This is a genomic window from Streptomyces sp. NPDC005761 (assembly GCF_040630635.1).
Lineage (GTDB): Bacteria > Actinomycetota > Actinomycetes > Streptomycetales > Streptomycetaceae > Streptomyces.
The window spans coordinates 15,106-39,845 of sequence record NZ_JBEXXX010000056.1 but is presented as its reverse complement, the minus strand read 5'-3'; the positions used below and the strand labels follow the sequence as shown (position 1 = coordinate 39,845).

Below are 24,740 nucleotides of genomic sequence, written 5' to 3'. Positions count from 1 at the left end.
GCCTCCCGAGTGGCGAATAGTCGATTTCACGCCAAAGGGAGGGTCGAGTGGCCGGGTTCGAACGCAAGACCGGAAACCGGTCGGCATAATCGCGTCCATGTCGATCACGGGTGGAGACGTCGTTGACCTGGGCCGGGGCCTGTACGCGTGGCTCCCGCCGAAGCGGGGCTGGGGGCTGGCCAACTGCGGCCTGCTCGTCTCCCCTCGTGGCGCGCTCTGGATCGACACGCCGTACGACACGGTGCTCGCGGGGCAGTTCCTGGCCGAGAGCACGAAGCTGCTGCCCGACGGTGTCTCCATCGACCGCGTCATCGTCACGCACGCCAACGGGGACCACTTCTGGGGTGCGGGGGTCCTCCCGGACGCCGAGATCATCGCGACCCGCGAGGCCCGGGAGCACATCCACTACGAGCCCACGCCGCAACAGCAGCACGCCCTGGTCAACGGGAGCGATCCGGCCACCGCGCTCGGCGCCTACCTCGGGCGTCACTTCGGCCCCTTCGACTGGTCGCAGACCGATCCGGTCCGGCCGACGACCTACTTCACCGGGGAGCTGGAGCTCACCCTGGGGGAGTACCCCGTCCGCATCACGTCCCTGCCGTCCGCGCACACCACGGGGGACCTCATGGTCCACCTGCCCGCGCAGGGCGTCGTGTTCAGCGGCGACATCATCTTCTCCTCGACCCCGCAGCAGCCGGGCGACCACCCGATCCACTGGGCGGGCCCGCTGAGCAACGTGATCGCGGCCTGCGAACAGGTACTGGCCACCGGCGCCGAGACCGTCGTGCCGGGCCACGGGCCGGTCCTGGACCGGGCAGGCGTACGCGACCACATCGTCTACCTGGAGTACGTGCGGGAGCGCGCCCACGCCTTCCATTCCGCGGGCGTGCCCGCCGTGGAGGCGGCCCGCCGGGTGATCGGGGAGGGGCGCCACCCCGAACTGGGGCTTCCGGAGCGGCTGGTGGTCACGATCGGCAGCGAGTACCGGCAGCTCGACGGATCCGAACTCCCCGGCGTACTCCAGGTCATGACTGACGTCGCAGCAGTCGCGCAAGAAGTGGAGCAGGCCCGTGAGAAGGCAGGCCGGGCGGACTGACCGCACGGCCCCCGGCCGCCGCGGCAGCAACGGGGCCGGCGCTCGCGGCCACGGCAGCCACGGGACCGGCCTCCTTCGCCCCGGCCACGGGACCGGAGGCCGCCGCCCCGGACACAGGACCGACCCGACGACAGAAACGCGGTAACGGCATGGCATGGATCGTGGCGGTGGTCGCCGTCATAGCCGCCGTGGCAGCAACGGCACGCTTCTACCGGGCCGCCCGCTCGGAGCAACTGGCCGTGGCCCACGCCGAGCTGGCCGAACGCCAGGCGAAGGCGGCCGAGGCCCGCACCGCGGCCCTCGTCGACGAGATCCGGCAGCTGGCGCGCAAGCGGATCCCGGCCGGCGCGCTCGCCCTCTCCCACCCCAGCGCCCAGGTTCCCGGGCTGCGGGAGGCGGCCGAGGTCGACGGCGAGGCGGCGAGGCTCCTCACCGAGGCCGTGCAGGCGGCCCGGACCGCGGTCATGGAGGAGCGGCAGCGCGTCGACGCGGCCGCCCGTGCGGCGATGCGCGGCACCTCCGCCAAGATCCAGTCCCTGCTCAACCAGTCCCAGCAGCTGCTGCACGAGCTCCAGCACGAGTACGACGACCCGCGCATCCTGCAACTGGACTTCCGCAACGAACTCGCGCTGCGCCGCACCCAGTCCACCGCCGTGCTCTGCGACGCGTGGCCGGGCCTGGCCCGGCAGAACTCGCCCCTGGTCGAGGTCGTGCTCGGGGCGCAGTCCCGGGTCGCGGGCTACGAGCGGATCAAGGTGGCGAACCACCTCCGCGACGAACGCCTGGGCCTCGCCGCCCGCGCCGCCGAACCCCTCGCGATCGCGCTCGCCGAACTGCTCGCCAACGCCACGGCCTACTCGCACCCCGACACCGATGTGCAGGTGACCGTCCAGCAGAGCGGCGGCCGGGGCGCGTTCGTGGTGGTCGACGACGCGGGCATCGGCATGGACGACGACGCGCTCGACCGGGCCCGCGCCCTGCTGGCCGGGCCGTCCGAGGTCCTGCTGACCGAGCTGGGCGACCCACCGCAGACCGGGTTCGCGGTCGTCGGCCGGCTGGTGGTGCAGTACGGCTTCCACTGCCACATCGAGGCGTCGCCCTTCGGCGGCATGCGCACCATCCTCCGTGTCCCCGCCCACCTGCTGACCGTGCTGGAGGACGACCACACCCTTTCCGTCCTGGCCCCGGTGCCTGTGTCGGCCACCCCCGCCCAGGACCGGTCGGACGCCCCCGCGGAGTCCGGACCGCCGGAGCCGCCGCCCGCCGCGGTACCTTCGGGGCTGCCCAGCAGGCGCCGACGCGCGCCGCGCCCGGCGGCTGCCGCGACCCCGGCCGCCCCGGCCGCCGGACAGGTGTCCCGTACACCCGAACAGGCCGAGTCTTCCTGGGCGGCCCTCCAGCAGGGCACCCTGATCGGCAGGAGCGTCGCCGGGCGGGCCCCCGTACCGGATGCCGACGGCCACGACCACCTGGGCGACCAGGCTGACCAAGGAGACGACGAGAAGTGAGCGCCCCCAGCCCCAGCACCGGTGACCTCGCGTGGGTGCTGACCCCGCTGCTGGAACTGCCCGGAGTCCAGCACGCCGTGGTCGCCACCGGCGACGGTCTCGTCGAGGGCGCCTCGCCCGGCCTCGACCGGGCGTCCGGTGAACGGGTCGCCGCCATGACGGCCACGCTGCACGCCGCCGCCCGTGCCTTCACCACCGCGTTCACCAACGCGGAGGCCCCGCAACTGGCCCAGACGGTCGTCGAGTCCGACCTGGGCTTCGCCATCGTCGTACCGGCGGGCAGGAACACCACGCTGGCCCTGTTCGCCGAGCCCGGCGCAAAACTGGGGGACATCGCCTACCAGATGCAGGTGCAGGTCACCGCGCTGACGCGGGCGATGCACGCCCCCACCCGCCAACCGGACACCGCCACCCGGCCATGACTGCCGGCCCAGGACGCCGCCTGATTCCCGCCTATCTCGTCACCGGGGGCCGGTCCCGGCCCACCGGCCCCGCGCTCGACCGGCTCGCCGTGCTCGTGCGCACCGAGGAGGCCCTGCCGCAGGACACCGGCTCCGAGCAGCGCAGGCTGTGCGACCTGCTGGAGCCGGGCGCGCTCACCGTCGTCGAGTGCTCGGCCCATCTGGACCTGCCGGTCAGCGCCACCGTATTCCTGGCCACGGATCTCGCGGCCGCCGGACTTCTGCTCACGCGACCGCCGATACCCAGTGCCGGGGACATCGACCGGTCGCTCGTCGAGAGGCTGCTCGTTGGACTCCGCTCCCTCCACTGACCGGACGGACGTCGGCTATCTGCCGGCTGCCGCCCGGACCCTGATGAAACTCGTCGTCACGGGTCCCTTCGGCGTGGGCAAGACGACCCTGATCCGCACCCTCTCGGAGATCCCCACGCTCCACACCGAGGAGGCGATGACCCAGTCCAGCACCCTGCTCGACGACACCGCCGGGCTCCCCGACAAGACCACGACCACGGTCGCCATCGACTTCGGACGCCTCACGGTCCTGGACGACCTCGTGCTGTACATGTTCGGCACACCCGGCCAGGACCGGTTCCTGCCCCTTTGGGAGGACATCGCGCGCGGTGCGCTGGGCGCGCTCGTCCTCGTGGACACCCGCAGGCTCGCCGACTCCTTCGCCGTCATGGACATGGTCGAGGAGCAGGGGCTGTCGTACGCCGTCGCCGTCAACCGTTTCCCCGACGCCCCCGCCCACAGCGACGAGGTCCTGCGGGCACACCTCGACCTCGACGCCGGGACCCCGCTGGTCCAGTGCGACGCGAGGGAGCGACGCGGCAGCATCGACGCCCTGATCGCGCTGGCCGAACACGTGCTGACCCGACTGCCGCAGCCCGAGGACCCGCAGCCCGAGGACCCGTCATGACATCGCATCCGCAGCCGCCGCAGCCCCTGGCGCTGTACGGCCCCGACTTCGCGGCAGACCCGCACGGTCACTACCGCAGACTGCGGGAACACGGCCCCCTCGCGCCGGTCCGGATCGCTCCGGGCGTCGACGCGATGCTCGTCACCGACTACCAGGCGGCCGTCGACACGCTGCGCGACACCCACACCTTCAGCAAGGACCCCCGTACCTGGCAGGCGACGGTCCCGGCGGACTCCCCGGTCCTGCCCGTACTGGGACACCGACCCACCGCACTGTTCAGCGACGGCGCGGAGCACGCCCGTTACCGCGACGCCATCAACGACACCCTCGCCCTGATCGAACCGCACCTCCTGCGCGCCGAGGTGGCCAGGGTGGCCCAGCAGCTCATCGGGGCGTTCGCCGCGACCGGCAGCGGCGACCTCATCGCGCAGTACGCCCGCCGGCTCCCGCTGCACGTGTTCGTCACCTGGTTCGGCGTCGATCCGGCGGACGGCGAACGCATCGTCGACGGCATCGGCGGCATGATGAACTCGGCTCAGGGTGCCGCCGCCGCGTACGCCGACCTCGTCGACGTCGTCACCCGTCTCGTGGCCGACCGGCGCGCCCGGCCGCGCCGCGACCTCACCTCGTACTTCCTCGCGCATCCGGCTCAGCTGGACAACGACGAGACTGTGCGTCAGATCACGTTGCTCATGAGCGCGGGCCACGATCCGGCGACCAACCTGATCGGCAACGCCACGCTGCACATGCTCACCGACGAGCGGTATGCGGGCTCCCTGCACGGCGGCGCCATGACCGCCCACGAGGCGATCAACGAGGTCCTGTGGCAGGACCCGCCGATCGCCAATCTGGCGGCGCACTACCCGCGCCACGACACCGAGTTCCACGGGGTCCGGCTGCGCGCGGGACAGCTCGTCCTGGTCTCCTTCGGTGCAGCCAACACCCAGTCGGGTCCCGCCACTTCGGAGACCGGAGTGCGGTCCGGAGGCAGCGCCCATCTGGCCTGGTCGGCCGGCCCCCACCGATGCCCGGCGAAGCAGCCGGCCCTGCTCATCGCGATGACCGCGATCGAGCAGCTCACCAGTCAGCTGTGCGATGCGGAGCTGGCCGTCCCGGTGAGTGAACTGCTCTGGCGGCCGGGACCGTTCCACCGTGCGCTGGTGCATCTTCCGGTACGGTTCACCCCCCTCGACACCACCGTGTCCGCGGGCCCGGACCGGGATCCCGCCGGGCGGCAGGAGGTTCCGATCGGTTCCTGAGCCGTGTCGCTGGTAGGCCGAACGGGTGAGGGGCGAGAGAATTGCCCGATGAACAGTGAGCGCTGCCGGCGCAACGCCGACCGATGCACAGACGGGGTGGTCCGGTGAGCAGGTACGACAGGTATGACGTCACGGACGAGCAGTGGGAGGGGCTCGCCCAGGTCGTCCCGCTGCGCAGTCGCAACGAGTGGCCCTCCCGGGTGGACCACCACACGGTCCCGGACGAGCGGGAGAGCGCCGAGCAGCGGCGCATGGTGGTGCTGCGGGTGCAGATCTTCGCCGACGCGCGCGAGGTCGCCGAGTACCTGGTCGCACAGATTCCGGTACTCCTCGATCTGACCAGTGCCGAGAGCGATGTGGCCAAAAGGATCCTCGACTTCACCAGCGGTGTCGTCTTCGGGCTCGGCAGCGGAATGCACCGGGTCGACCGGAACGTCTTCCTGCTGTCGCCCCTCGGCATGGAGGTCGAAGGCGTGACGGCGGCGGGCGTACCGGGGGCGTAGCCGGCGCAGCGGCCGGGGCCGCCACGCATCCGGTACGCCGTGACCGGATGCGGCCCCGGTGCGCCGCCTGCCCGCCGGAGCGGCGGTGGTAGACCTGGGCTGTGACAGAACTCGACGTACGCACGCTCCGGCAACGGCTCGTCGCCTTCGCGGCCGCACGCGACTGGGAGCAGTACCACACCCCGAAGAACCTCGCGGCGGCGCTGAGCGTCGAGGCCGCCGAACTCCTGGAGATCTTCCAGTGGCTGACGCCGGAACAGTCGGCGCGGGTGATGGAGGACCCGGGAACGGCGCACCGGGTCGCGGACGAGGTCGCGGACGTTCTCGCCTATCTGCTGCAGTTCTGCGAGGTGCTGGGGATCGACGTGCTGGCTGCCCTGGCGGCCAAGATCGACCGGAATGAGGGGCGCTTCCCGGTGCCGGAGCCGGCGGATCGCCCCACTCGTCACTCTTCGGAGTGATCGACTTGTCCACATTCGATTTCGTGTCCACAGATTTCCGAAATCCCCTGGCCTTTCGGTACCACCGCCCTCACTGTGGGTAATGGAAGAGGTGAGTGGGTTTTCGCGTCGAACGGGGGCACGGGATGGAAGCGGAGCGGCTTGTAGCAGTCATCCGGAGGGCACTGGCGCAGAGCCGGGGCACGCCGGACATCATCGCCGAGGCCTGGCAGGCCCAGGCGCTGGCGCAGGCGATCGGGAGCCGGCTGGCAGCGGGTGGGCCCAAGGAGTTACGGGGCGAGGCGAGCGGGCTCAGCGAGATCGGCGGACGGAGCAACGGGGCTCTGGATCACCCGGCTGCCCGGGCAGGAGTGGCCCGGGCGGCGCAGCTCTCCGAGGTCGCCGATCCGCGAGCGGCCCTGACCGGCCTCGGCGCGCTGCTGGGCGAGGTGGGGATAGCCCTGGTCGGGGTGGCGTGCGAGACCGATGAGCAGGGCCTGTACTGGCAGTGCATGGAGGCGATCGACGCCGCCGACGAGTCGACGGACCGCGTGCACGGCATGCTCCGGCTGCTCGATGAGCGTGACCGGGAGCGCCGGGAGGATCTGGAGCGTGGCCGGGAGCGGGACGGCCCGCACGGCGTGCTGCACGGACCGGTGGGTCCGGCCCCCGGCATCGGCTGAGTGCCGGGGCACCGGGAGCGCGGCGGCGCGGGGAGGACGGCCGGAGGGGAGTGTGGGGCGTCCGGAGGTGCAGGATGGATGTATGGATCTTCGAATCTTCACCGAGCCCCAGCAAGGGGCGAGCTACGACACACTGCTCACTGTCGCGAAGGCGGCGGAGGACCTCGGCTTTGATGCCTTCTACCGGTCCGACCACTATCTGCGCATGGGGCAGGGCGACGGCCTTCCCGGCCCGACGGATGCATGGATCACGCTGGCCGGGCTGGCGCGCGAGACCAAGCGGATCCGCCTCGGCACACTGATGACGGCCGGGACGTTCCGGCTGCCTGGTGTCCTCGCCATCCAGGTGGCCCAGGTCGACCAGATGTCCGGCGGCCGCGTCGAGCTGGGTCTGGGCGCCGGCTGGTTCGAGCAGGAGCACAAGGCCTACGGCATTCCCTTCCCCAAGGAGAAGTTCGGCCGGCTGGAGGAGCAGCTGGCGATCGTCACCGGCCTGTGGGCCACCGAGGTCGGCAAGACGTTCAGTTACGAGGGCACGTACTACCAGCTCACGGACTCGCCCGCGCTGCCCAAACCCGCGCAGGCCAAGGTGCCGGTGCTGATCGGCGGGCACGGTGCCAAGCGCACGCCGCGGCTGGCCGCGCAGTACGCCGACGAGTTCAACATCCCCTTCGCCTCGCTGGAGGACAGTGAGAGGCAGTTCGGCCGGGTCAGGGCGGCTGCCGCGGAGGCGGGCCGGGGACCGGACGACCTGGTGTACTCCAACGCCCTGGTCGTCTGCGTCGGCAAGAACGACGCCGAGGTGGCGAGCCGTGCCGCCGTCATCGGGCGGGACGTGGCGGAGCTGAAGGCGAACGGACTGGCCGGCTCTCCCGCGGAGGTCGTCGACAAGATCGGCCGGTTCGGCGCGATCGGGGCGTCGCGCATCTACCTCCAGGTGCTGGATCTCGACGACCTGGAGCACCTGGAGCTGATCTCGTCGCAGGTCCAGTCCCAGCTCACCTGAGACAAGGAGCCCCTGATGCCACCCGCCCGCGATCCCGGCCGTACGGCCGGGGCCCCCTCCCGTCCCCTTGCCGCCGCGCTGGCGGCGGGAACGGTCCTGCTCGACGGCGGACTCTCCAACCAGTTGGAGGCGCAGGGCTGCGATCTGTCCGACGCGCTGTGGTCCGCCCGGCTCCTCGCCGACGGACCGGGGCAGATCGAGGCCGCGCACACGGCGTATCTGCGGGCGGGCGCGCAGGTGCTCATCACAGCCAGCTATCAGGCGAGTTTCGAAGGGTTCCGGAAGCACGGGACCGGGCGGGCGGAGGCGGCCGCGCTCTTCGCCCGCAGCGTGGAGCTGGCACGGCGGGCGGCCGGGGCGGTGGACCGGGACGTCTGGGTCGCGGCCTCGGTCGGCCCGTACGGGGCGGTGACGGCAGACGGCGCGGAGTACCGGGGCCGCTACGGGCTCACGGTCCGGGAGTTGGAGCGCTTCCACCGCCCCCGGATCGAGGCCCTGGCCGCCGCCCGTCCCGATGTGCTGGCGCTGGAGACGGTGCCGGACGTGGACGAGGCGCAGGCGCTGGTGCGGGTGGCGGGGGAGTGCGGGCTGCCGGTCTGGCTCTCGTACACCGTCGCCGGGGACCGGACCAGGGCCGGGCAACGGCTGGAAGAGGCGTTCTCCCTCGTCGACGGAGAGGACCTGGTGGTGGCGGCAGGGGTGAACTGTTGCGATCCGGCCGACGCGGACGCGGCCGTCCGTGCGGCGGCCGAGGCGACGGGGAAACCGGTCGTCGTCTACCCGAACAGCGGTGAACGCTGGGACGCGGAGGGGAGGAGATGGGCCGGGGGAGCGACGTTCGACCCCGGCCGGGTCCGGGCCTGGCAGAGTGCCGGTGCGCGACTGGTCGGCGGATGCTGCCGCGTCGGTCCCGCCACCATCGCGGAGCTGGCCGCGCTGCTCGGCGAGGGAAGGTCGACACCCGAGCCCGGGGAGAGGTGAAAATGCCTGGTGAGGGCGAGTGAACCGGACCATACTCGGACGCGTGTTCCTGACGATCAGTACTACCGGCACCTCGGAGCGTCCCGCCACCGATCTCGGTTTCCTGCTGCACAAGCATCCCGAGAAGGCGCAGACGTTCTCCACTTCGCACGGCACCGCGCACGTCTTCTACCCCGAGGCGTCCGCGGAACGGTGCACGGCGGCGTTGCTGCTGGAGGTGGACCCCGTGGCGCTGGTGCGGCGGGGCAAGGGCAAGGGCCGTGGCGGCGCCCCCGACGCGGCACTCGCGCAGTACGTCAACGACCGCCCCTACGCGGCTTCCTCGTTGCTCGCCGTCGCGATGAGCACCGTCTTCAAGTCCGCGCTGAGCGGTACCTGCAAGGTGATGCCCGAGCGGGCGCAGGAGCCCATGCCGCTGCGGATCGAGGTGCCCGCCCTGCCGGCCCGCGGTGGGGTCGAGCTGGTGCGGGGACTCTTCGGGCCGCTCGGCTGGTCGCGGGTGGACGCGGTGGCCGTACCGCTGGACGAGGAGTTCCCCGAGTGGGGGGACTCGCGGTACGTACGGCTCGTGCTGGAGGGCGAGTTGCGACTCGCTGACGCGCTGCGTCAGCTGTACGTCCTGCTGCCCGTGCTCGACGACGCCAAGCACTACTGGGTGGCACCGGACGAGGTGGACAAGCTGCTGCGGGCCGGTGAGGGCTGGCTGGCCGACCACCCCGAGCAGAAGCTGATCACCAGCCGGTATCTGTCGCGGCGCTGGGGGCTGACCCGGCAGGCGATGCAGCGGCTGGAGCTGGTGCGGCTGGCAGAGTCCGACGACCTCGATGTCGACAGCATCGACAACGCCGTCGACGAGACGGCCGACACGGAGGAGCGGCCGGTGCCGCTCGCCGAGCAGCGCAGGGCCGCGATCCTGGCGGCGCTGACCGCCGCGGGAGCGAGCCGGGTGCTCGACCTGGGCTGCGGTCAGGGCCAGTTGGTGCAGGCTCTGCTGAAGGACGTGCGCTTCACCGAGATCGTCGGCGTCGACGTCTCGATGCGGGCCCTGACGATCGCCTCGCGGCGGCTGAAGCTCGACCGGATGGGGGAGCGTCAGGCCGCGCGTGTGACGCTCCGGCAAGGCTCGCTCACGTACACGGACAAGCAGCTCAAGGGGTACGACGCGGCGGTGCTGAGCGAGGTCGTCGAGCACCTCGACCTGCCGAGGCTGCCGGCCCTGGAGTACGCGGTGTTCGGGGTGGCGCGCCCCCGTACCGTGCTCGTGACCACGCCGAACGTCGAGTACAACGTCCGCTGGGAATCCCTTCCGGCCGGTCACGTCCGGCACGGCGACCACCGCTTCGAGTGGACCCGGGCCGAATTCCGGGACTGGGCGGGCGAAGTGGCCGGCAGGCACGGATACGGGGTGGAGTTCGTCCCGGTGGGTCCCGACGACCCCGAGGTCGGCCCGCCCACCCAGCTGGCCGTTTTCACGATCACCGCGCCCGGCGAGAGCGACAGGACCGGCGAGAGCGCCAAGGCCGAGAAGGAGGCGAAAGCCGCATGAACAGCAGCACCAGCGACCGCAGCAGCGACACCGACAGCGACCACAGCACCGACCGCACCGGGCGTGTCCTTCCGGTGACCGACCTCTCCCTCGTCGTCCTCGTCGGAGCGAGCGGCTCGGGCAAGTCCACCTTCGCCCGAAGGCACTTCAAGCCGACAGAGATCATCTCCTCGGACTTCTGCCGGGGTCTGGTCGCCGACGACGAGAACGACCAGAGCGCGAGCCGGGACGCCTTCGACGTCCTGCACTACATCGCGGGCAAGCGCCTGGCTGCGGGACGGCTGACCGTCGTCGACGCCACCAGCGTCCAGCCCGAGAGCCGCCGTCAGCTGGTGCAGCTGGCCCGGGAGCACGATGTGCTGCCGATCGCGATCGTTCTCGACCTGCCCGAAGAGGTCTGTCTCGCGCGCAACGCGGGCCGCCCGGACCGTGCCGGCATGGCCCGTCACGTCGTCCAGCGGCACCGCCGGGAACTGCGCCGTTCGCTGCGCGGCCTGGAGCGCGAGGGCTTCCGCAAGGTCCACATCCTGCGCACCGAGGAGGAGGCCGAGCACGCAGAGGTGGTCCTGGAGCGGCGCTACAACGACCTCCGCCACCTCACCGGCCCCTTCGACATCATCGGGGACATCCACGGCTGCAGCTCCGAGCTGGAGACCCTGCTCGGCAAGCTCGGGTACGTGGACGGATCGCACCCCGAAGGGCGTACGGCGGTGTTCGTCGGTGACCTCGTCGACCGCGGGCCCGACAGCCCCGGTGTGCTGCGCCGCGTCATGTCCATGGTCTCGGACGGCAACGCACTCTGCGTTCCCGGCAACCACGAGAACAAGCTCGGCCGTTACCTCAAGGGCCGCAAGGTCCAGCAGACCCACGGGCTCGCCGAGACCATCGAACAGCTGGAGCGGGAGGACGCCGAGGATCCGGAGTTCCGGGAGCGCGTCAGGCAGTTCATCGACGGTCTCGTCAGCCACTACGTGCTGGACGAGGGCAAACTGGTCGTCTGCCACGCCGGTCTGCCCGAGAAGTACCACGGACGCACCTCCGGGCGGGTCCGGTCGCACGCCCTGTACGGCGACACGACCGGTGAGACCGACGAGTTCGGGCTGCCGGTCCGCTACCCGTGGGCGGAGGACTACCGCGGCCGAGCCACCGTGGTCTACGGCCACACCCCCGTCCCCACCACCTCCTGGATCAACAACACCATCTGCCTGGACACCGGAGCCGTGTTCGGCGGGAGGATGACCGCGCTGCGCTGGCCGGAGCGCGAACTCGTCGACGTACCGGCCGAGCAGGTCTGGTACGAGCCGGTGAAGCCGCTGACCACCGAGGCGCCGGGCGGCCGGGAGGGCCGGCCGCTGGACCTCGCGGATGTGCAGGGCCGCCGGGTCGTGGAGACCCGGCACATGGGCCGGATCGCGGTGCGTGAGGAGAACGCGGCGGCCGCGCTGGAGGTCATGAGCCGGTTCGCCGTCGACCCCCGCCTGCTCGCCTACCTCCCGCCGACCATGGCACCGACCGCCACCTCGCACGAGGAGGGCTATCTGGAACACCCGGCCGAGGCGTTCGCGCAGTACCGGGCGGACGGCGTGGCCAAGGTCGTGTGCGAGGAGAAGCACATGGGCTCCCGGGCCGTGGCCCTGGTCTGCCGTGACGCGGACGTGGCGCGCGACCGCTTCGGTACCGGCGGCGACTTCGGCAAGGGCGGCCCGACGGGTGCGTTGCACACCCGCACCGGGCGGCCGTTCCTGGACGATCCCGCGCTCACCGAGGCGGTGCTGGGCCGGCTGCGCGAGGCCTTCACCGCCGCCGGGCTGTGGGAGGAGTGGGACACCGACTGGGTGCTGCTCGACGCCGAGTTGATGCCCTGGTCCCTGAAGGCCGCGGGACTGCTCCGCTCGCAGTACGCGGCGGTTGGTGCGGCGTCGGGGGCCGTCTTCCCCGCGGCAACCGGCGCGCTCGCGGCAGCGGCGGCGCGCGGCATCGACGTCGGCGCGCTCGCGGACCGGCAGCGGGGGCGGGCCGAGGACGCGGCCGCCTTCACCGAGGCGTACCGCCGTTACTGCTGGAGCACGGAAGGGCTGGAGGGCGTGCGCCTGGCGCCCTTCCAGATCCTCGCGGTGCAGGGCCGCTCGCTCGCCTCCGTACCCCACGACGAGCAACTGGCATGGCTGGACCGGCTGGTGGAGAACGACCCCACCGGTCTGCTCCAGGTCACCCGGCGGCTCGTCGTCGACACCGCCGACGAGGCGTCGCTCCGCTCGGGCATCGACTGGTGGCTGGAGATGACAGGCCGCGGCGGTGAGGGCATGGTCGTCAAACCGCTCGGCGCGCTCGTCAGGGACGGCAAGGACCGCCTCGTGCAGCCCGGGATCAAGGTGCGCGGTCGCGAGTACCTGCGGATCATCTACGGCCCCGAGTACACCCGGCCGGAGAATCTGGACCGGCTGCGTGGCCGTTTCCTCGGCCACAAGCGGTCGCTCGCCCTGCGCGAGTACGCGCTGGGCCTCGAAGCGCTGGACCGGCTGGCCGATGGGGAGCCGCTGTGGAAAGTCCACGAGGCGGTGTTCGCGGTCCTGGCGCTGGAGTCGGAGCCGGTGGACCCGAGGCTGTAGGATGCGCTGCCCGGCCGGGACCGTGACCGGTCCCGGCCGGGTCGGCGGAACCGACTGGCGATTCGCGGGGTGAACGGCGTCCCGCGCGGTGAGGATGAGGGCATGGGATTCCATGTCGACTCCGAGGCCGGGCGGCTGCGCCGCGTCATCCTGCACCGCCCCGATCTGGAACTGAAACGGCTCACCCCGGGCAACAAGGACGCGCTGCTCTTCGACGACGTGCTCTGGGTGCGCCGGGCCCGCCAGGAGCACGACGGCTTCGCCGACGTGCTGCGCGACCGCGGGGTGGAGGTGCACCTCTTCGGCGACCTGCTCCAGGAGGCGCTGGAGATTCCTGTCGCCCGCCGGCTCGTGCTGGACAGGGTCTTCGAGGAGAAGGAGTACGGACCGCTGGCCACCGAGCATCTGCGGGCCGCCTTCGAGGAACTGTCCACGGCCGACCTTCGCGAGGCGCTGGTCGGCGGGATGACGAAGCGGGAGTTCCTGGAGCGGTATCCCGAGCCGACATCCGTGCGCTTCCACGTCATGGACCTGGACGACTTCCTCCTCGGACCGCTGCCGAACCACCTCTTCACCCGCGACACCTCGGCGTGGATCTACGACGGTGTCTCCATCAACGCCATGCGGTGGCCCGCCAGGCAGCGCGAGACCGTCCATTTCGAAGCGATCTACCGCCACCACCCGCTCTTCACAGGACCCGACGCCGGTGCGTTCCACCACTGGTCGGAGGGCCAGGACGACTACCCCTCCACGATCGAGGGCGGCGACGTCCTCGTCATCGGCCGGGGGGCCGTGCTCATCGGAATGAGCGAACGCACCACCCCGCAGGCGGTGGAGATGCTGGCCCGCGGCCTCTTCGACGCCGGTTCCGCACGGACGATCGTGGCGCTGGACATGCCCAAGAGCCGGGCGTTCATGCACCTCGACACCGTGATGACGATGGTCGACGGGGACACCTTCACCAAGTACGCGGGCCTGGGCATGCTCCGCTCCTACACCATCGAACCCGGGGACGGGCCGCGCGATCTCAAGGTCACCGACCATCCGCCCGAGCACATGCACCGCGCCATCGCCGAGGCACTGGGTCTGGACTCGATCCGGGTCCTGACCGCCACCCAGGACGTGCATGCGGCGGCGCGCGAGCAGTGGGACGACGGCTGCAACGTCCTGGCGGTCGAACCTGGCGTCGTCGTCGCCTACGAGCGAAACGTCACCACCAACACCCATCTGCGCAAGGAGGGCATCGAGGTCATCGAGATCCGTGGCAGCGAGCTGGGCCGGGGCCGGGGCGGTCCGCGCTGCATGAGCTGCCCGGTGGTCCGGGACCCGGTGTAGGCGGGATGTACGGCGGCGGGCGAGGGGTCAGGAGGGCTCTGTATAGCGATGCATTGCGTCGTATAGACTTCCAGGGTTACGGTATGCGTCCCCGTCCGACCCAGGAGCAGTCACCATGGCCATAGACCTCGCAGGCCGCCACTTCCTCAAGGAGCTGGACTTCACGGCCGAGGAGTTCCGCGGCCTGATCGACCTGGCCGCCGAACTGAAGGCGGCGAAGAAGGCGGGGTCCGAGGTCCAGCGGCTGCGCGGCAAGAACATCGCGTTGATCTTCGAGAAGACCTCGACCCGCACCCGCTGCGCGTTCGAGGTGGCAGCAGCCGACCAGGGCGCCTCCACCACCTACCTCGACCCCTCCGGCTCGCAGATGGGGCACAAGGAGTCCGTGAAGGACACCGCCCGAGTCCTCGGCCGGATGTTCGACGGGATCGAGTACCGCGGTGACAGCCAGGAAGCCGTCGAGGAGCTGGCGGCCCATGGCGGCGTCCCCGTCTTCAACGGGCTCACGGACGACTGGCACCCCACCCAGATGCTCGCCGACGTCCTCACGATGACCGAGCACAGCGACAAACCCCTCGAGCGCATCGCCTTCGCCTACCTCGGTGACGCCCGGTTCAACATGGGCAACTCCTACCTCGTCACCGGCGCCCTGCTGGGCATGGACGTGCGGATCGTCGCGCCGAAGGCCTACTGGCCCGCCGAGACCGTCGTCGCCCGGGCCCGCGAGCTCGCCACGGCGAGCGGCGCGACGGTCACGCTCACCGAGGACATCGCCGAGGGTGTGGGCGGCGCCGACTTCGTCGCCACCGATGTCTGGGTCTCTATGGGCGAGCCCAAGGAGGTCTGGGACGAGCGCATCGCCGCCCTCGCTCCCTACGCCGTCACGATGGACGTCCTGCGGGCCAGCGGCAACGACGGCGTGAAGTTCCTGCACTGCCTTCCGGCCTTCCACGACCTCGGCACCAAGGTGGGGCGGGAGATCCATGCCCGGCACGGTCTGACCGAGCTGGAGGTCAGCGACGAGGTCTTCGAGTCCGCGCACTCCGTCGTCTTCGACGAGGCGGAGAACCGGATGCACACGATCAAGGCCGTGCTGGTGGCGACGATGGCCACACGCTGACACGGTCGTACCGCATGGCCATGCACCCAATTGGGTGAACATGCGTGCGGGTGCCTACTATGGTCCCCGTTGGTGGGGTTCGAGCTCGCACGCTCGAACCCCATTTTCGTGTGCGGGTGACCGGCCCCCACAGCCGTCGCCACACGCTCCCCCCACCTGTACCGCCAGAGATGAGACCACCGCCGTGAGCCCCCTGCGCCTCCCCGGCCCGCCGCACCGCGTCAAGGACCCCCACCAGCTGATCGCCGAGTCCGGCGCCGACCTGGAGGGCCACGGCCTCAAGCGCACCATGGGGCTCTTCCAGCTGGTGTGCTTCGGGGTCGGCGCCGTCGTCGGCACCGGCATCTTCGTCGGCCTGTCCGACAGCGTCGCCGAAGCCGGACCCGCCGTCGTGCTGTCCTTCGTCCTCGCGGCCGTCACCTGCATCTTCACTGCGTTCTCGTTCGCCGAGCTGGGCAGCGCGATCCCGGTCTCCGGCAGCTCGTACTCCTTCGCCTACGCCACCCTCGGCGAGCGCACGGCCTTCCTTGTCGGCTGGTGCCTGCTCCTGGAGTACGGGGTATCGGTCTCCGCCGTGGCGGTGGGCTGGAGCCAGTACGTCAACGAACTGCTCGACAGCCTCTTCGGATGGCAGTTGCCGGCCGCGCTCTCCGCCGGTCCCGGCGACGGTGGTGTGATCAACCTGCCTGCGGTGCTCGTGGTGATGATGGCGGCGACTCTGCTGGTGCGCGGCATCCGGGAGAGCGCCGGGGCCACCGCCGCGATGGCCGTCCTCAAGATCACCATCCTGATCATGTTCTGCGTCATCGCCTTCACCGCCTTCGAACACGGCAACCTGACGCCGATCATGGCCCATGGCGCGGGCGGCGTCACCGCGGGCGCCTCGCTGGCGTTCTTCTCGTACATCGGATTCGACGCCATCACCACCACGGGCGAGGAGGTGAAGAACCCCCGGCGGAACATCCCGATCGCGATCATGATCTGCATCGGTCTGGTCACGCTGCTCTACTGTGCGGTCGCCCTCGCCGCGATCGGCGCCCTCGGTCCTGACGCGGTCGCCGACAAGCCGGCCGCGCTCTCCCTCATCGTCGACCAGGTCACCGACTCGACCGTCGGTGGCGGGATCATCGCGTTCGGTGCGGTCGTCGCCATCTCCTCGGTCGTCCTCGCGGTGATGTACGGACAGACCCGCATCCTGATGTCGATGTCGCGCGACGGCCTGGTCCCGCGGGTCTTCGAACGGGTCTCGCCGCGCACCGCGACGCCGGTCGCCAACACCTGGATCGTCGCCGCCGTCTTCGCCGTTCCGGCGGCCTTCTCCTCGCTCGACGTGGTCGTGAACCTGACCACGATCGGGACGCTGGCCACGATGGTCGCCGTCAACGTCGCCGTGATCGTGCTGCGCCGCCGCAATCCGGAGGTGAAGGGGTCCTTCCGGGTGCCGCTCTACCCGCTCAGCCCGCTGCTCGGCGTCGCCTTCTGCGTGTATCTGATGTACGGGACCGGCTGGTCGACCTGGGTGCAGTTCGCGGTGTTCCTGGTGGTCGGTGCGGCGGTGTACGCCGGTTACGGGCGCGGGCGCTCGCGGCTGGCGGGACGGGCCGAGGCCTGAGCCGCCGTCCGGCTAGGGCGTCGGACGGGCGGGCGACGGCAGGGTGAACCACACCGCCTTGCCTCGCTCCGTCGTGCGGTGACCGCAGGACGAGCTGAGGGTCCGGATCAGCAGCAGCCCCCGTCCGTGCTCCTGCCACGGATCGGGCACGGAGTCCGGCTCCGGACGGGAGAGATCGCCCGGCGGGGCCGGATCGCCGTCGTGCACCTCCACCTGGCAGCCGGTCGGCAGGAGCTCCACCACCAGTTCGACGGGCTCGTCACCGGGCGTGTGTTCCACGGCGTTGGCGACCAGTTCCGCGGTCAGCAGTTCGGCGGTGTCGCTGTCGGCGGGTGCGTCGAGGTCCGCCAGCACCGTACGGATCAGCGCCCGGGCGATCGGCACGGCTGCCGCGGAGTGCGGCAGCGTGATGCGCCAGACGGTGGGCGCGGGGGCGTCGGACGGCACGGTGGGCTTCCGTTCGGGAGACAGTGAACAGTTCTGGGCTCGAGGTGGTGGTGAACAGTTCTGGACTCAAGGATCAGAGAGCTCAGAACTTCACGACTTCAACCTTACGAATCCCCACGACACGGGCAAGGGCCTGCCGACCGGTATGAAGGGGACGTTCGTCACTGCCCTCTCACGCTCCGCTTATCGCGTACTCGTGACGGAAGTCACGTACGGGTGATAAATTCGGGGCCAGGCAGCAGCACGACGGCTGAAGGGGACCACCCTCGATGAGTCCGTTTCCCAGCTCCGCGTCACATACGGACGCCTGGCAGCATCTGCGGGTCACGACGCAGGACGGCGTCGCCACCGTCACCCTCGCCCGGCCCGAGAAGCTCAATGCGCTGACCTTCGGCGCCTACGCCGATCTGCGCGATCTCCTGGCCGAGCTGTCGCGCGAGCGGTCCGTGCGCGCACTCGTGCTGGCCGGTGAAGGACGCGGCTTCTGCTCGGGCGGCGACGTGGACGAGATCATCGGCGCCACCCTCGCGATGGACACCGCCCAGCTGCTGGACTTCAACCGGATGACCGGCCAGGTCGTACGGGCCCTGCGGGAGTGCCCTTTCCCCGTCGTCGCGGCCGTGCACGGGGTCGCTGCCGGAGCGGGCGCCGTCCTCGCGCTCGCCGCCGACTTCCGCGTCGCCGATCCCTCGGCCAGGTTCGCCTTCCTCTTCACCCGCGTCGGCCTCTCCGGCGGCGACATGGGCGCTGCCTACCTGCTGCCCAGGGTCGTCGGCCTCGGACACGCCACCCGGCTGCTGATGCTCGGCGACGCCGTCCGGGCCCCCGAGGCCGAACGGATCGGGCTGATCAGTGAACTGGCCGAGGAGGGCAGGGCCGACGAACGGGCCGTGGCCCTCGCCCGGCGCCTCGCGGACGGGCCCGCACTCGCCCTCGCCCAGACCAAGGCGCTGCTCACCGCCGAACTGGACATGCCCCTGGCCGCCTCCGTGGAGATGGACGCCGCCACCCAGGCCCTGCTCATGCACGGCGAGGACTACGCGGAGTTCCACGCCGCCTTCACCGAGAAACGGCCGCCGAAATGGCAGGGCCGGTGACGCGATGACGCCCACCGATTCCTCGCGCCGCGACGGCCGGGCGTCCGCACTCCGCCGCGTCGCCGTCATCGGCGGCGGCCCGGGCGGGCTCTACGCCGCGGCGCTCCTCAAACGGCTGGGCCCGGAGCGCGAGATCACCCTCTGGGAACGGAACGCACCGGAGGACACCTTCGGCTTCGGAGTGGTCCTCTCCGACGAGACCCTCGGTGGCATCGAACACGCCGACCCCGTCGTCCACGCCGCACTCCAGCGCGAGTTCGTCCGCTGGGACGACATCGACATCGTCCACCGCGGCCACACCCAGACCTCCGGCGGTCACGGCTTCGCGGCCCTCGGCCGCCGCCGGCTGCTGGAGATCCTGCACGAGCGGTGCGCCGGTCTGGGGGTGCGCCTCCGCTTCCGCACCGAGGCGCCGCCCGCCGCCGAACTGGCCGCTTCCCACGACCTGGTGATCGCGGCCGACGGCGTGCACAGCAGGACCCGCGACACCCACGCGGACCGTTTCGGGCCCCGCGTCACCCGCCACCGCTGCCGGTACATCTGGCTCGCCGCGGACTTCGCCCTGGACGCCTTCCGCTTCGAGACCGCCGAGACCGCGTACGGCGTGATGCAGCTGCACGCCTACCCCTTCTCGCCCGGCGCCTCGACCGTCATCGTCGAGATGCGCGAAGAGGTCTGGCGCGCGGCAGGATTCGACACCTGCGACTCCGCCGAATCGACCCGGCACTGCGCGAAGATCTTCGCCGACGCCCTCGGCCACCGGCCGCTGCGCTCCAACAACTCCTCCTGGCTCACGTTCCGGACCGTCGTCAACGAGCGCTGGTCGCACGGGAACACGGTGCTCATCGGCGACGCCGCCCACACCGCGCACTTCTCCATCGGATCCGGCACCAAGCTCGCCGTCGAGGACGCCCTCGCCCTTGCCGCCTGCATCGAGGAACACCCCGGTCTGCCCGCGGCCCTCTCCGCGTACGAGAGCGAGCGCCGGCCCGTCGTCGAATCGACCCAGCGCGCCGCCGCCGCCAGCCTGCGCTGGTTCGAGGACCTGGGCACGTACGTCGACCAGCCGCCCCGCCAGTTCGCCTTCAACCTCCTCACGCGCAGCCGCCGCGTCACCCACGACAACCTGCGGCTGCGCGACGCCTCGTTTACCGCGGCGGTCGAGGACGAGTTCGGGAGCGTGGCCGGCACACCGCCGATGTTCACCCCCCTGCGGCTGCGCGGCCTGGAGCTGCGCAACCGTGTCGTCGTCTCCCCCATGGACATGTACTCGGCCACCGACGGCGTCCCCGGCGATTTCCACCTCGTCCACCTGGGCGCCAGGGCGCTAGGAGGCGCCGCCCTGGTCATGACGGAGATGGTGTGCGTCAGCCCCGAGGGCCGCATCACTCCAGGCTGCACCGGCCTCTACACCGAGGAACAGGCGGCCGCCTGGACCAGGATCACCGACTTCGTGCACTCCGGATCGCCCGGAACCGCGATCGGGATCCAGCTCGGCCACTCCGGCCGCAAGGGTTCCACCAAGCTCATGTGGGAGGGCATCGACCAGCCGCTCGACGACGGCAACTGGCCGGTCACCGCAGCCTCCCCACTCCCTTACGCGCCGGGTGTCAACCAGGTGCCCCATGCCCTGGACCGCGCAGGCCTGGACGCCGTCCGCGAACAGTTCGCGTCCGCCGCCGAGCGGGCCGATGCCTGCGGATTCGACCTTCTCGAACTGCACTGCGCCCACGGCTATCTGCTCTCCGGCTTCCTCTCCCCGCTCACCAACCACCGCACCGACGCCTACGGCGGCACCCTGGCGGGCCGGCTCCGCTTCCCGCTGGAAGTCTTCGACGCGGTCCGAGAACGGTGGCCCGACGACCGGCCGATGACCGTCCGGATCTCCGCGACGGACTGGGCCGAGGGCGGGACGACGGGCGAGGACGCCGTCGAGATCGCCCGCGCCTTCGTCGCGCACGGAGCCGACGCCATCGATGTCTCCACCGGTCAGGTCGTTCCCTTCGAACGGCCCGAATACGGGCGCTCGTACCAGACGCCCTACGCGGACCGGATCCGCAACACCCTGTGCGTGCCCGTCATCGCCGTCGGCGCCATCTCCTCCTGGGACGACGTCAACTCGCTGCTGCTCGCGGGCCGCGCCGATCTCTGCGCCCTGGCCCGCCCCCACCTGTACGACCCGCACTGGACGCTCCACGCGGCGGCCGACCAGGGGTACACCGGACCGGGCGCCCCCTGGCCGCTCCCGTACCGGGCGGGCAGCCGCACCCCGCCGACGGGCCGGACCGACGCACCGAAACCGCGCCTCACCCTGGACTGACCGGCAGGCACTCGTGGCAGAGACAGGGGTCGGGGTGCGGGGCGCTGTGATACGTGTGGCGGCCGTGACGGGCGATCCCGTCCAGCCGTTCCGCCAGCTCCACCGCCTCCTCGCGCGTCCGCGAAGGCGCTGCGGCGCAACGCCTGAGTACGGCGGGGGAGTACACCAACTGCGACCGGAACGTGTGCAGATGACGGGTGCCGGTGTCGATGGTGATCCAGCCCCCGGTGTGCCGGCCGTGACCCACCGCGGTCAGCTGCTCGTCGGCCGTTCCGGGGTAGGTGTCCAGGACGTAGACCTTCGCCCCGCCGCGGAAGGCCTTCGTACCGGGGCGGAACTCCTGCCCCAGGTCCCCGTACCGTCGCCACCGCACCACGTTCGCCGCGACGAGCCACGTCGGTTCGGGCACGTCATCCATCGCTGTCCTCCGCGCTGATCAGCAGCCGGTCCGAGACCGCCCGGTAGCCGATGCGGGTGTACACACCGTTGCTCGTCGGGTTCGCCAGGTCGGTGAAGAGCAGTACCTCGTCGGCGCCCGCCTCCCGTGCCGCGCGGCTGACCTCCGCGGTCACCGCCGCCGCGTACCCGCGGCCGCGGTGCTCCGGAGGGGTGTAGACGGGAGCCACGCGTGCGGTGCCCGCGAGCTGCGGCGAGACGCCCGCCATCGACACGGGGACGCCGTCGTTCTCCCAGAGCGTCAGCCGGCCCTCCGCAGTCCGCTCGTCGACCGTCCGGCCGTGGCGGTCGCCGGATCCGCCCGGGCCGCCGACATCCACGGCGAACGCGGCGTACCAGCGCAGCAGCAGGTCCCGGTCCGCGGGAGTCGCGGTCCTCGGCCGCCCGCCGGGAGCGGGCGAGGGAGGGGTCAGCTCGCCCAGCCGGTAGAGACGCTGCTCCTCGTCGACGCGGTGCCCCGGCCAGTGGGCGGCCACCGCCCGGGCGGTGGCCCGGTCGGCGTTGACGCGGGTGAGCCGCCGGGCGGCCATCAGCGGGCCGACCGCCTCGGGGACGAGCGCGTTCAACGTGGCGGGGTAGGGCGGTGTCTGGAGCAGGGTGCCCGCCACCTCGCCGTCGGCGCCGCGCCACCAGCCGAGTACCGGATCGTGGGCGCCGTAGGCGTGCGGGCCGTGGCGGCGCAGCGTGGCGGTGACGGTCAGCACGACCGTGTACTCGGCCGCCCGGGCGGCCAGCGATTCGCCGGCCGCGTCGAGAAAGGCGTCGACGTCATCCGTGAAGGTCCAGGTCATGCAGAGGCATTCTGCCGGGCGGGCCCCGCCGGGGCAGCCGTATCACCCACGGACGAACTGCGCCCCCGCATCCCGCAACCGCTCGTGCAGCAGCCCGAACACCTCCGCCGACCTGCCGCCCGGCCACGCCGGCGGAAGCAGTTGCCTCGGCAGTCCCGGATCCGCGTACGGCACCTGCCGCCAGGAATCCAGCGCCATCAGGTAGTCCCGGTACGCCGTCTCCGGATCCGGTGGCCCGGCCGCCCGAGCCTCCCACGACCGCAGCACCGGTTCGTGCCGCTCCAGGAAGCCGTCGTGCAGCCGGGCCACGGCGTCGAGGTCCCACCAGCGTGCCACCGACTCCCCGGTGCCGGCGAACCCCAGATGGTCACCGCGGAACAGCTCCACGTACGGGGCGAGTCCGAGGCGTTCCAGGGTGTGCCGGGTCTCGTCGAACAGTGCGGCCGGCGCGATCCACACCCCGGGCGCGGCCGAGCCGAAGCCGAGCCCCGACAGCCGTGAGCGCAGCAGGTGCCGCTTGTGCCGTTCGGCCTCCGGTACGGAGAACACGGCGAGGACCCAGCCGTCCTCGATGCGCGGGTCCGGATGCCGGTAGATCCGCCGGTCCCCGTCGTCGAGCAGTTGCCGGGCGTCGGCCGAGAGCGCGTACCCGGCCGCCCCGCCCGGTGTCCGGGCCGCGACGAGCAGTCCCCGCCGCTTCAGCCGGGAGACGGAGGACCGCACGGCGGGGGCGTCGACACCGACGGCGCCGAGCAGCCGGACGAGTTCCGCCACCGGCATCGGGGTGTCGCCCGGGGTGCGGCCGTACGCGCCGTAGAGGGTGACGATCAGCGAGCGGGGGGTGTGCGGTTCGACCATGTGATCATTCTCGGTCCGGCGCGCCGGAGTCCGCACCGGGTTCGTCGTCACGGAGGCGGAACCGCTGCAGCTTTCCGGTCGCGGTACGCGGGAGCGCGGGCAGGAACGTGATGAGGCGGGGGCATTTGTGCGGGGCCAGCTCCGAGCGCATGAAGGCGCGCAACGCGTCGGCCGTCAGGGCCGAACCCTCACTGAGCACCACGTACGCCGCCACGATCCGGCCGCGCAGCTCGTCCGCCCGGCCCACCACCGCGGCTTCCGCCACCTCGGGGTGGCGCAGCAGGGCGTCCTCGACCTCGGGGCCCGCGATGTTGTAGCCGGAGGAGATGATCATGTCGTCGGCGCGGGCCACGTACCGGAAGTAGCCGTCCGCGTCACGCACGTAGGTGTCGCCGGTGACGTTCCAGCCGTGCCGTACGTACTCCCGCTGCCGTTCGTCGGCGAGGTAGCGGCAGCCGACCGGCCCGCGCACGGCGAGCAGTCCCGGTTCGCCGTCAGGCACCGGTTCGCCGTCCCGGTCCACCACCCGCGCCTGCCAGCCGGGCACCGGGACCCCGGTGGTACCGGGGCGGATGGCGTCGTCGGCGGCGGAGACGAAGATGTGCAGCAGCTCGGTGGCACCGATGCCGTTGATGATCCGCAGACCGGTCCGCTCGTACCAGGAGTGCCAGGTCGCGACCGGCAGGTTCTCACCCGCGGAAACACAGCGGCGCAGCGCGGAGAGGTCGTGCCCGTCCAGCTGGTCGAGCATCACCCGGTAAGCGGTCGGGGCCGTGAACAGCACCGAGACCCGGTGCGCCGCCAGGGCGGGCAGCAACTGCTTGGGACCCGCCTGTTCCAGGAGCAGCGCCGAGGCGCCGGCCCGCAGCGGGAAGACGACCAGGCCGCCGAGCCCGAAGGTGAAACCGAGTGGCGGACTGCCGGCGAAGACGTCGTCGGGCAGCGGCCTCAGGACATGCCGGGAGAACGTGTCCGCGACGGCCAGCACATCGCGGTGCAGATGCATGCAGCCCTTGGGGCGCCCGGTGGTCCCCGAGGTGAACGCGATCAGCGCCACGTCGTCCGCCGCGGTGTCCACGGCCCGGTACGGGCCCGGCCGGGCAGCGGCCAGCCGCAGCAGGTCGTCGGGGGCGTCGCCGCCGTACGCCGTGATCCGCAACCCCGGTACCCCGGCCTTCACCAGGTCGTCGGCGGACCGGACATCGCACAGGGCATGGCTGATCCGGGCGATCGAGCAGATCGTGGCGAGTTCGGCGGCCCGCTGCTGGGCCAGTACGGTGACGGCGACCGCCCCGGCCTTCAGTACCGCCAGCCAGCAGGCGGCGAGGTGGGGTGTGGTGGGGCCGCGCAGCAGCACGCGGTTGCCGGGCACGACGCCCAGGTCCGACGTGAGGACATGGGCGATCCGGTCGACGAGATCCCGCAGTTCCCCGTAGCTCAGCACCCCGCCGTCGGGCGTGCGGAAGGCGGGCCGCTCGGCACCGAAGCGCTCGGTCGTACGGTCCAGCAGCTCTGCGGCGCAGTTGAGCCGGGCCGGATAGTGCAGCTCGGGCAGGTCGAAGACCAGTTCCGGCCACTGGTCGGCGGGTGGCAGATGTTCCCTGGCGAAGCTGTCGATGTGCGCTGAGGTGTTCGGGTCCATGAAGGATCGCCCCCTTGTCGCCCTTGGAGCGTATCGTTTGGGTGACGGTAGT

At 71.5% G+C, this 24,740-nt stretch carries 23 protein-coding genes; 18 read left to right on the top strand and 5 right to left on the bottom strand.

The genetic code is table 11. From position 1 onward, the window contains the following. The first annotated feature begins 97 nt into the window (after nucleotides 1–97). The 16 genes from ABZ434_RS32980 to ABZ434_RS32905 all read left to right on the top strand — a co-directional run bounded on the left by ABZ434_RS32980 (nucleotide 98) and on the right by ABZ434_RS32905 (nucleotide 17,077). Nucleotides 98–1,096, top strand: a complete 999-nt coding sequence (locus tag ABZ434_RS32980; RefSeq protein WP_359144691.1) for an MBL fold metallo-hydrolase — start codon at nucleotides 98–100, stop codon at nucleotides 1,094–1,096. A 149-nt stretch (nucleotides 1,097–1,245) separates the two neighbouring features. After that, nucleotides 1,246–2,604, top strand: a complete 1,359-nt coding sequence (locus ABZ434_RS32975) for an ATP-binding protein (RefSeq protein WP_359144688.1) — start codon at nucleotides 1,246–1,248, stop codon at nucleotides 2,602–2,604. Further along, complete coding sequence (locus tag ABZ434_RS32970) at nucleotides 2,601–3,026, top strand: roadblock/LC7 domain-containing protein (protein WP_359144685.1); 426 nt, start codon at nucleotides 2,601–2,603, stop codon at nucleotides 3,024–3,026. Before ABZ434_RS32975 ends, ABZ434_RS32970 begins: the two co-directional genes overlap by 4 nt. Next, complete coding sequence (locus tag ABZ434_RS32965) at nucleotides 3,023–3,376, top strand: DUF742 domain-containing protein (protein WP_359144682.1); 354 nt, start codon at nucleotides 3,023–3,025, stop codon at nucleotides 3,374–3,376. The genes ABZ434_RS32970 and ABZ434_RS32965 overlap by 4 nt, the downstream gene beginning before the upstream one ends. Further along, nucleotides 3,354–3,983 (top strand): ATP/GTP-binding protein, encoded by a 630-nt coding sequence (locus ABZ434_RS32960; RefSeq protein WP_359144679.1) that lies wholly within the window; start codon nucleotides 3,354–3,356, stop codon nucleotides 3,981–3,983. Before ABZ434_RS32965 ends, ABZ434_RS32960 begins: the two co-directional genes overlap by 23 nt. Further along, on the top strand, nucleotides 3,980–5,242 hold the full coding sequence (locus ABZ434_RS32955; protein WP_359144676.1) for a cytochrome P450: 1,263 nt from the start codon (nucleotides 3,980–3,982) through the stop codon (nucleotides 5,240–5,242). Before ABZ434_RS32960 ends, ABZ434_RS32955 begins: the two co-directional genes overlap by 4 nt. Nucleotides 5,243–5,346: 104 nt before the next feature. After that, entirely contained in the window at nucleotides 5,347–5,745 is a 399-nt protein-coding gene (locus ABZ434_RS32950; protein ID WP_359144673.1) for a cell division protein SepF, read from the top strand. A 101-nt stretch (nucleotides 5,746–5,846) separates the two neighbouring features. Further along, nucleotides 5,847–6,206, top strand: coding sequence for a nucleotide pyrophosphohydrolase (locus tag ABZ434_RS32945; RefSeq protein ID WP_359144670.1), 360 nt, complete (start codon nucleotides 5,847–5,849; stop codon nucleotides 6,204–6,206). A 125-nt stretch (nucleotides 6,207–6,331) separates the two neighbouring features. Then, complete coding sequence (locus tag ABZ434_RS32940) at nucleotides 6,332–6,868, top strand: DUF6099 family protein (RefSeq protein WP_359144712.1); 537 nt, start codon at nucleotides 6,332–6,334, stop codon at nucleotides 6,866–6,868. Between the two features lie 82 nt (nucleotides 6,869–6,950). Further along, nucleotides 6,951–7,874, top strand: a complete 924-nt coding sequence (locus ABZ434_RS32935; protein WP_359144667.1) for an LLM class F420-dependent oxidoreductase — start codon at nucleotides 6,951–6,953, stop codon at nucleotides 7,872–7,874. Between the two features lie 15 nt (nucleotides 7,875–7,889). Continuing rightward, nucleotides 7,890–8,855 carry a homocysteine S-methyltransferase gene (mmuM, locus tag ABZ434_RS32930; RefSeq protein WP_359144663.1) on the top strand — a complete coding sequence of 322 codons (966 nt, stop codon included), beginning with the start codon at nucleotides 7,890–7,892 and terminating at the stop codon, nucleotides 8,853–8,855. A 43-nt stretch (nucleotides 8,856–8,898) separates the two neighbouring features. After that, a complete protein-coding gene (locus ABZ434_RS32925; protein ID WP_359144660.1) occupies nucleotides 8,899–10,401 on the top strand; it encodes a 3' terminal RNA ribose 2'-O-methyltransferase Hen1 in 1,503 nt (500 codons plus the stop codon). After that, nucleotides 10,398–13,010 carry a polynucleotide kinase-phosphatase gene (locus ABZ434_RS32920; RefSeq protein ID WP_359144657.1) on the top strand — a complete coding sequence of 871 codons (2,613 nt, stop codon included), beginning with the start codon at nucleotides 10,398–10,400 and terminating at the stop codon, nucleotides 13,008–13,010. The genes ABZ434_RS32925 and ABZ434_RS32920 overlap by 4 nt, the downstream gene beginning before the upstream one ends. 102 nt (nucleotides 13,011–13,112) lie before the next feature. Beyond that, the gene (locus ABZ434_RS32915) at nucleotides 13,113–14,345 is read left to right on the top strand and encodes an arginine deiminase (protein ID WP_359144654.1); all 1,233 of its coding nucleotides are present in this window, start codon (nucleotides 13,113–13,115) and stop codon (nucleotides 14,343–14,345) included. Between the two features lie 115 nt (nucleotides 14,346–14,460). After that, on the top strand, nucleotides 14,461–15,465 hold the full coding sequence (gene argF / locus ABZ434_RS32910) for an ornithine carbamoyltransferase (protein WP_359144651.1): 1,005 nt from the start codon (nucleotides 14,461–14,463) through the stop codon (nucleotides 15,463–15,465). Between the two features lie 184 nt (nucleotides 15,466–15,649). Next, nucleotides 15,650–17,077 carry an amino acid permease gene (locus ABZ434_RS32905; RefSeq protein WP_359144648.1) on the top strand — a complete coding sequence of 476 codons (1,428 nt, stop codon included), beginning with the start codon at nucleotides 15,650–15,652 and terminating at the stop codon, nucleotides 17,075–17,077. Nucleotides 17,078–17,089: 12 nt separating this feature from the next. Here ABZ434_RS32905 and ABZ434_RS32900 read toward each other — a convergent pair whose 3' ends face one another. Further along, nucleotides 17,090–17,524, bottom strand: coding sequence for an ATP-binding protein (locus ABZ434_RS32900; protein WP_359144645.1), 435 nt, complete (start codon nucleotides 17,522–17,524; stop codon nucleotides 17,090–17,092). A 269-nt stretch (nucleotides 17,525–17,793) separates the two neighbouring features. Between ABZ434_RS32900 and ABZ434_RS32895 the strand changes: the two genes are divergently transcribed. Both ABZ434_RS32895 and ABZ434_RS32890 read left to right on the top strand, forming a co-directional pair. Then, on the top strand, nucleotides 17,794–18,621 hold the full coding sequence (locus ABZ434_RS32895) for an enoyl-CoA hydratase family protein (protein ID WP_359144642.1): 828 nt from the start codon (nucleotides 17,794–17,796) through the stop codon (nucleotides 18,619–18,621). Between the two features lie 4 nt (nucleotides 18,622–18,625). After that, on the top strand, nucleotides 18,626–20,941 hold the full coding sequence (locus ABZ434_RS32890) for a bifunctional salicylyl-CoA 5-hydroxylase/oxidoreductase (RefSeq protein ID WP_359144639.1): 2,316 nt from the start codon (nucleotides 18,626–18,628) through the stop codon (nucleotides 20,939–20,941). On the opposite strand, the gene ABZ434_RS32885 is transcribed toward ABZ434_RS32890, so the two are convergent. Genes ABZ434_RS32885 through ABZ434_RS32870 form a run of 4 tightly spaced genes read right to left on the bottom strand, consistent with a single transcriptional unit; the run spans nucleotide 20,928 to nucleotide 24,688 of the window. Further along, the gene (locus ABZ434_RS32885) at nucleotides 20,928–21,359 is read right to left on the bottom strand and encodes a hypothetical protein (protein ID WP_359144636.1); all 432 of its coding nucleotides are present in this window, start codon (nucleotides 21,357–21,359) and stop codon (nucleotides 20,928–20,930) included. The two genes, ABZ434_RS32890 and ABZ434_RS32885, sit on opposite strands and share 14 nt — an antisense overlap. Further along, nucleotides 21,352–22,188 carry a GNAT family N-acetyltransferase gene (locus tag ABZ434_RS32880; protein ID WP_359144633.1) on the bottom strand — a complete coding sequence of 279 codons (837 nt, stop codon included), beginning with the start codon at nucleotides 22,186–22,188 and terminating at the stop codon, nucleotides 21,352–21,354. The genes ABZ434_RS32885 and ABZ434_RS32880 overlap by 8 nt, the downstream gene beginning before the upstream one ends. Nucleotides 22,189–22,230: 42 nt before the next feature. After that, complete coding sequence (locus tag ABZ434_RS32875; RefSeq protein WP_359144630.1) at nucleotides 22,231–23,046, bottom strand: PaaX family transcriptional regulator C-terminal domain-containing protein; 816 nt, start codon at nucleotides 23,044–23,046, stop codon at nucleotides 22,231–22,233. Between the two features lie 4 nt (nucleotides 23,047–23,050). Continuing rightward, nucleotides 23,051–24,688: an AMP-binding protein gene (locus tag ABZ434_RS32870; RefSeq protein ID WP_359144628.1), complete on the bottom strand. Its 1,638-nt coding sequence runs from the start codon at nucleotides 24,686–24,688 to the stop codon at nucleotides 23,051–23,053. Between the last annotated feature and the right edge of the window lie 52 nt (nucleotides 24,689–24,740).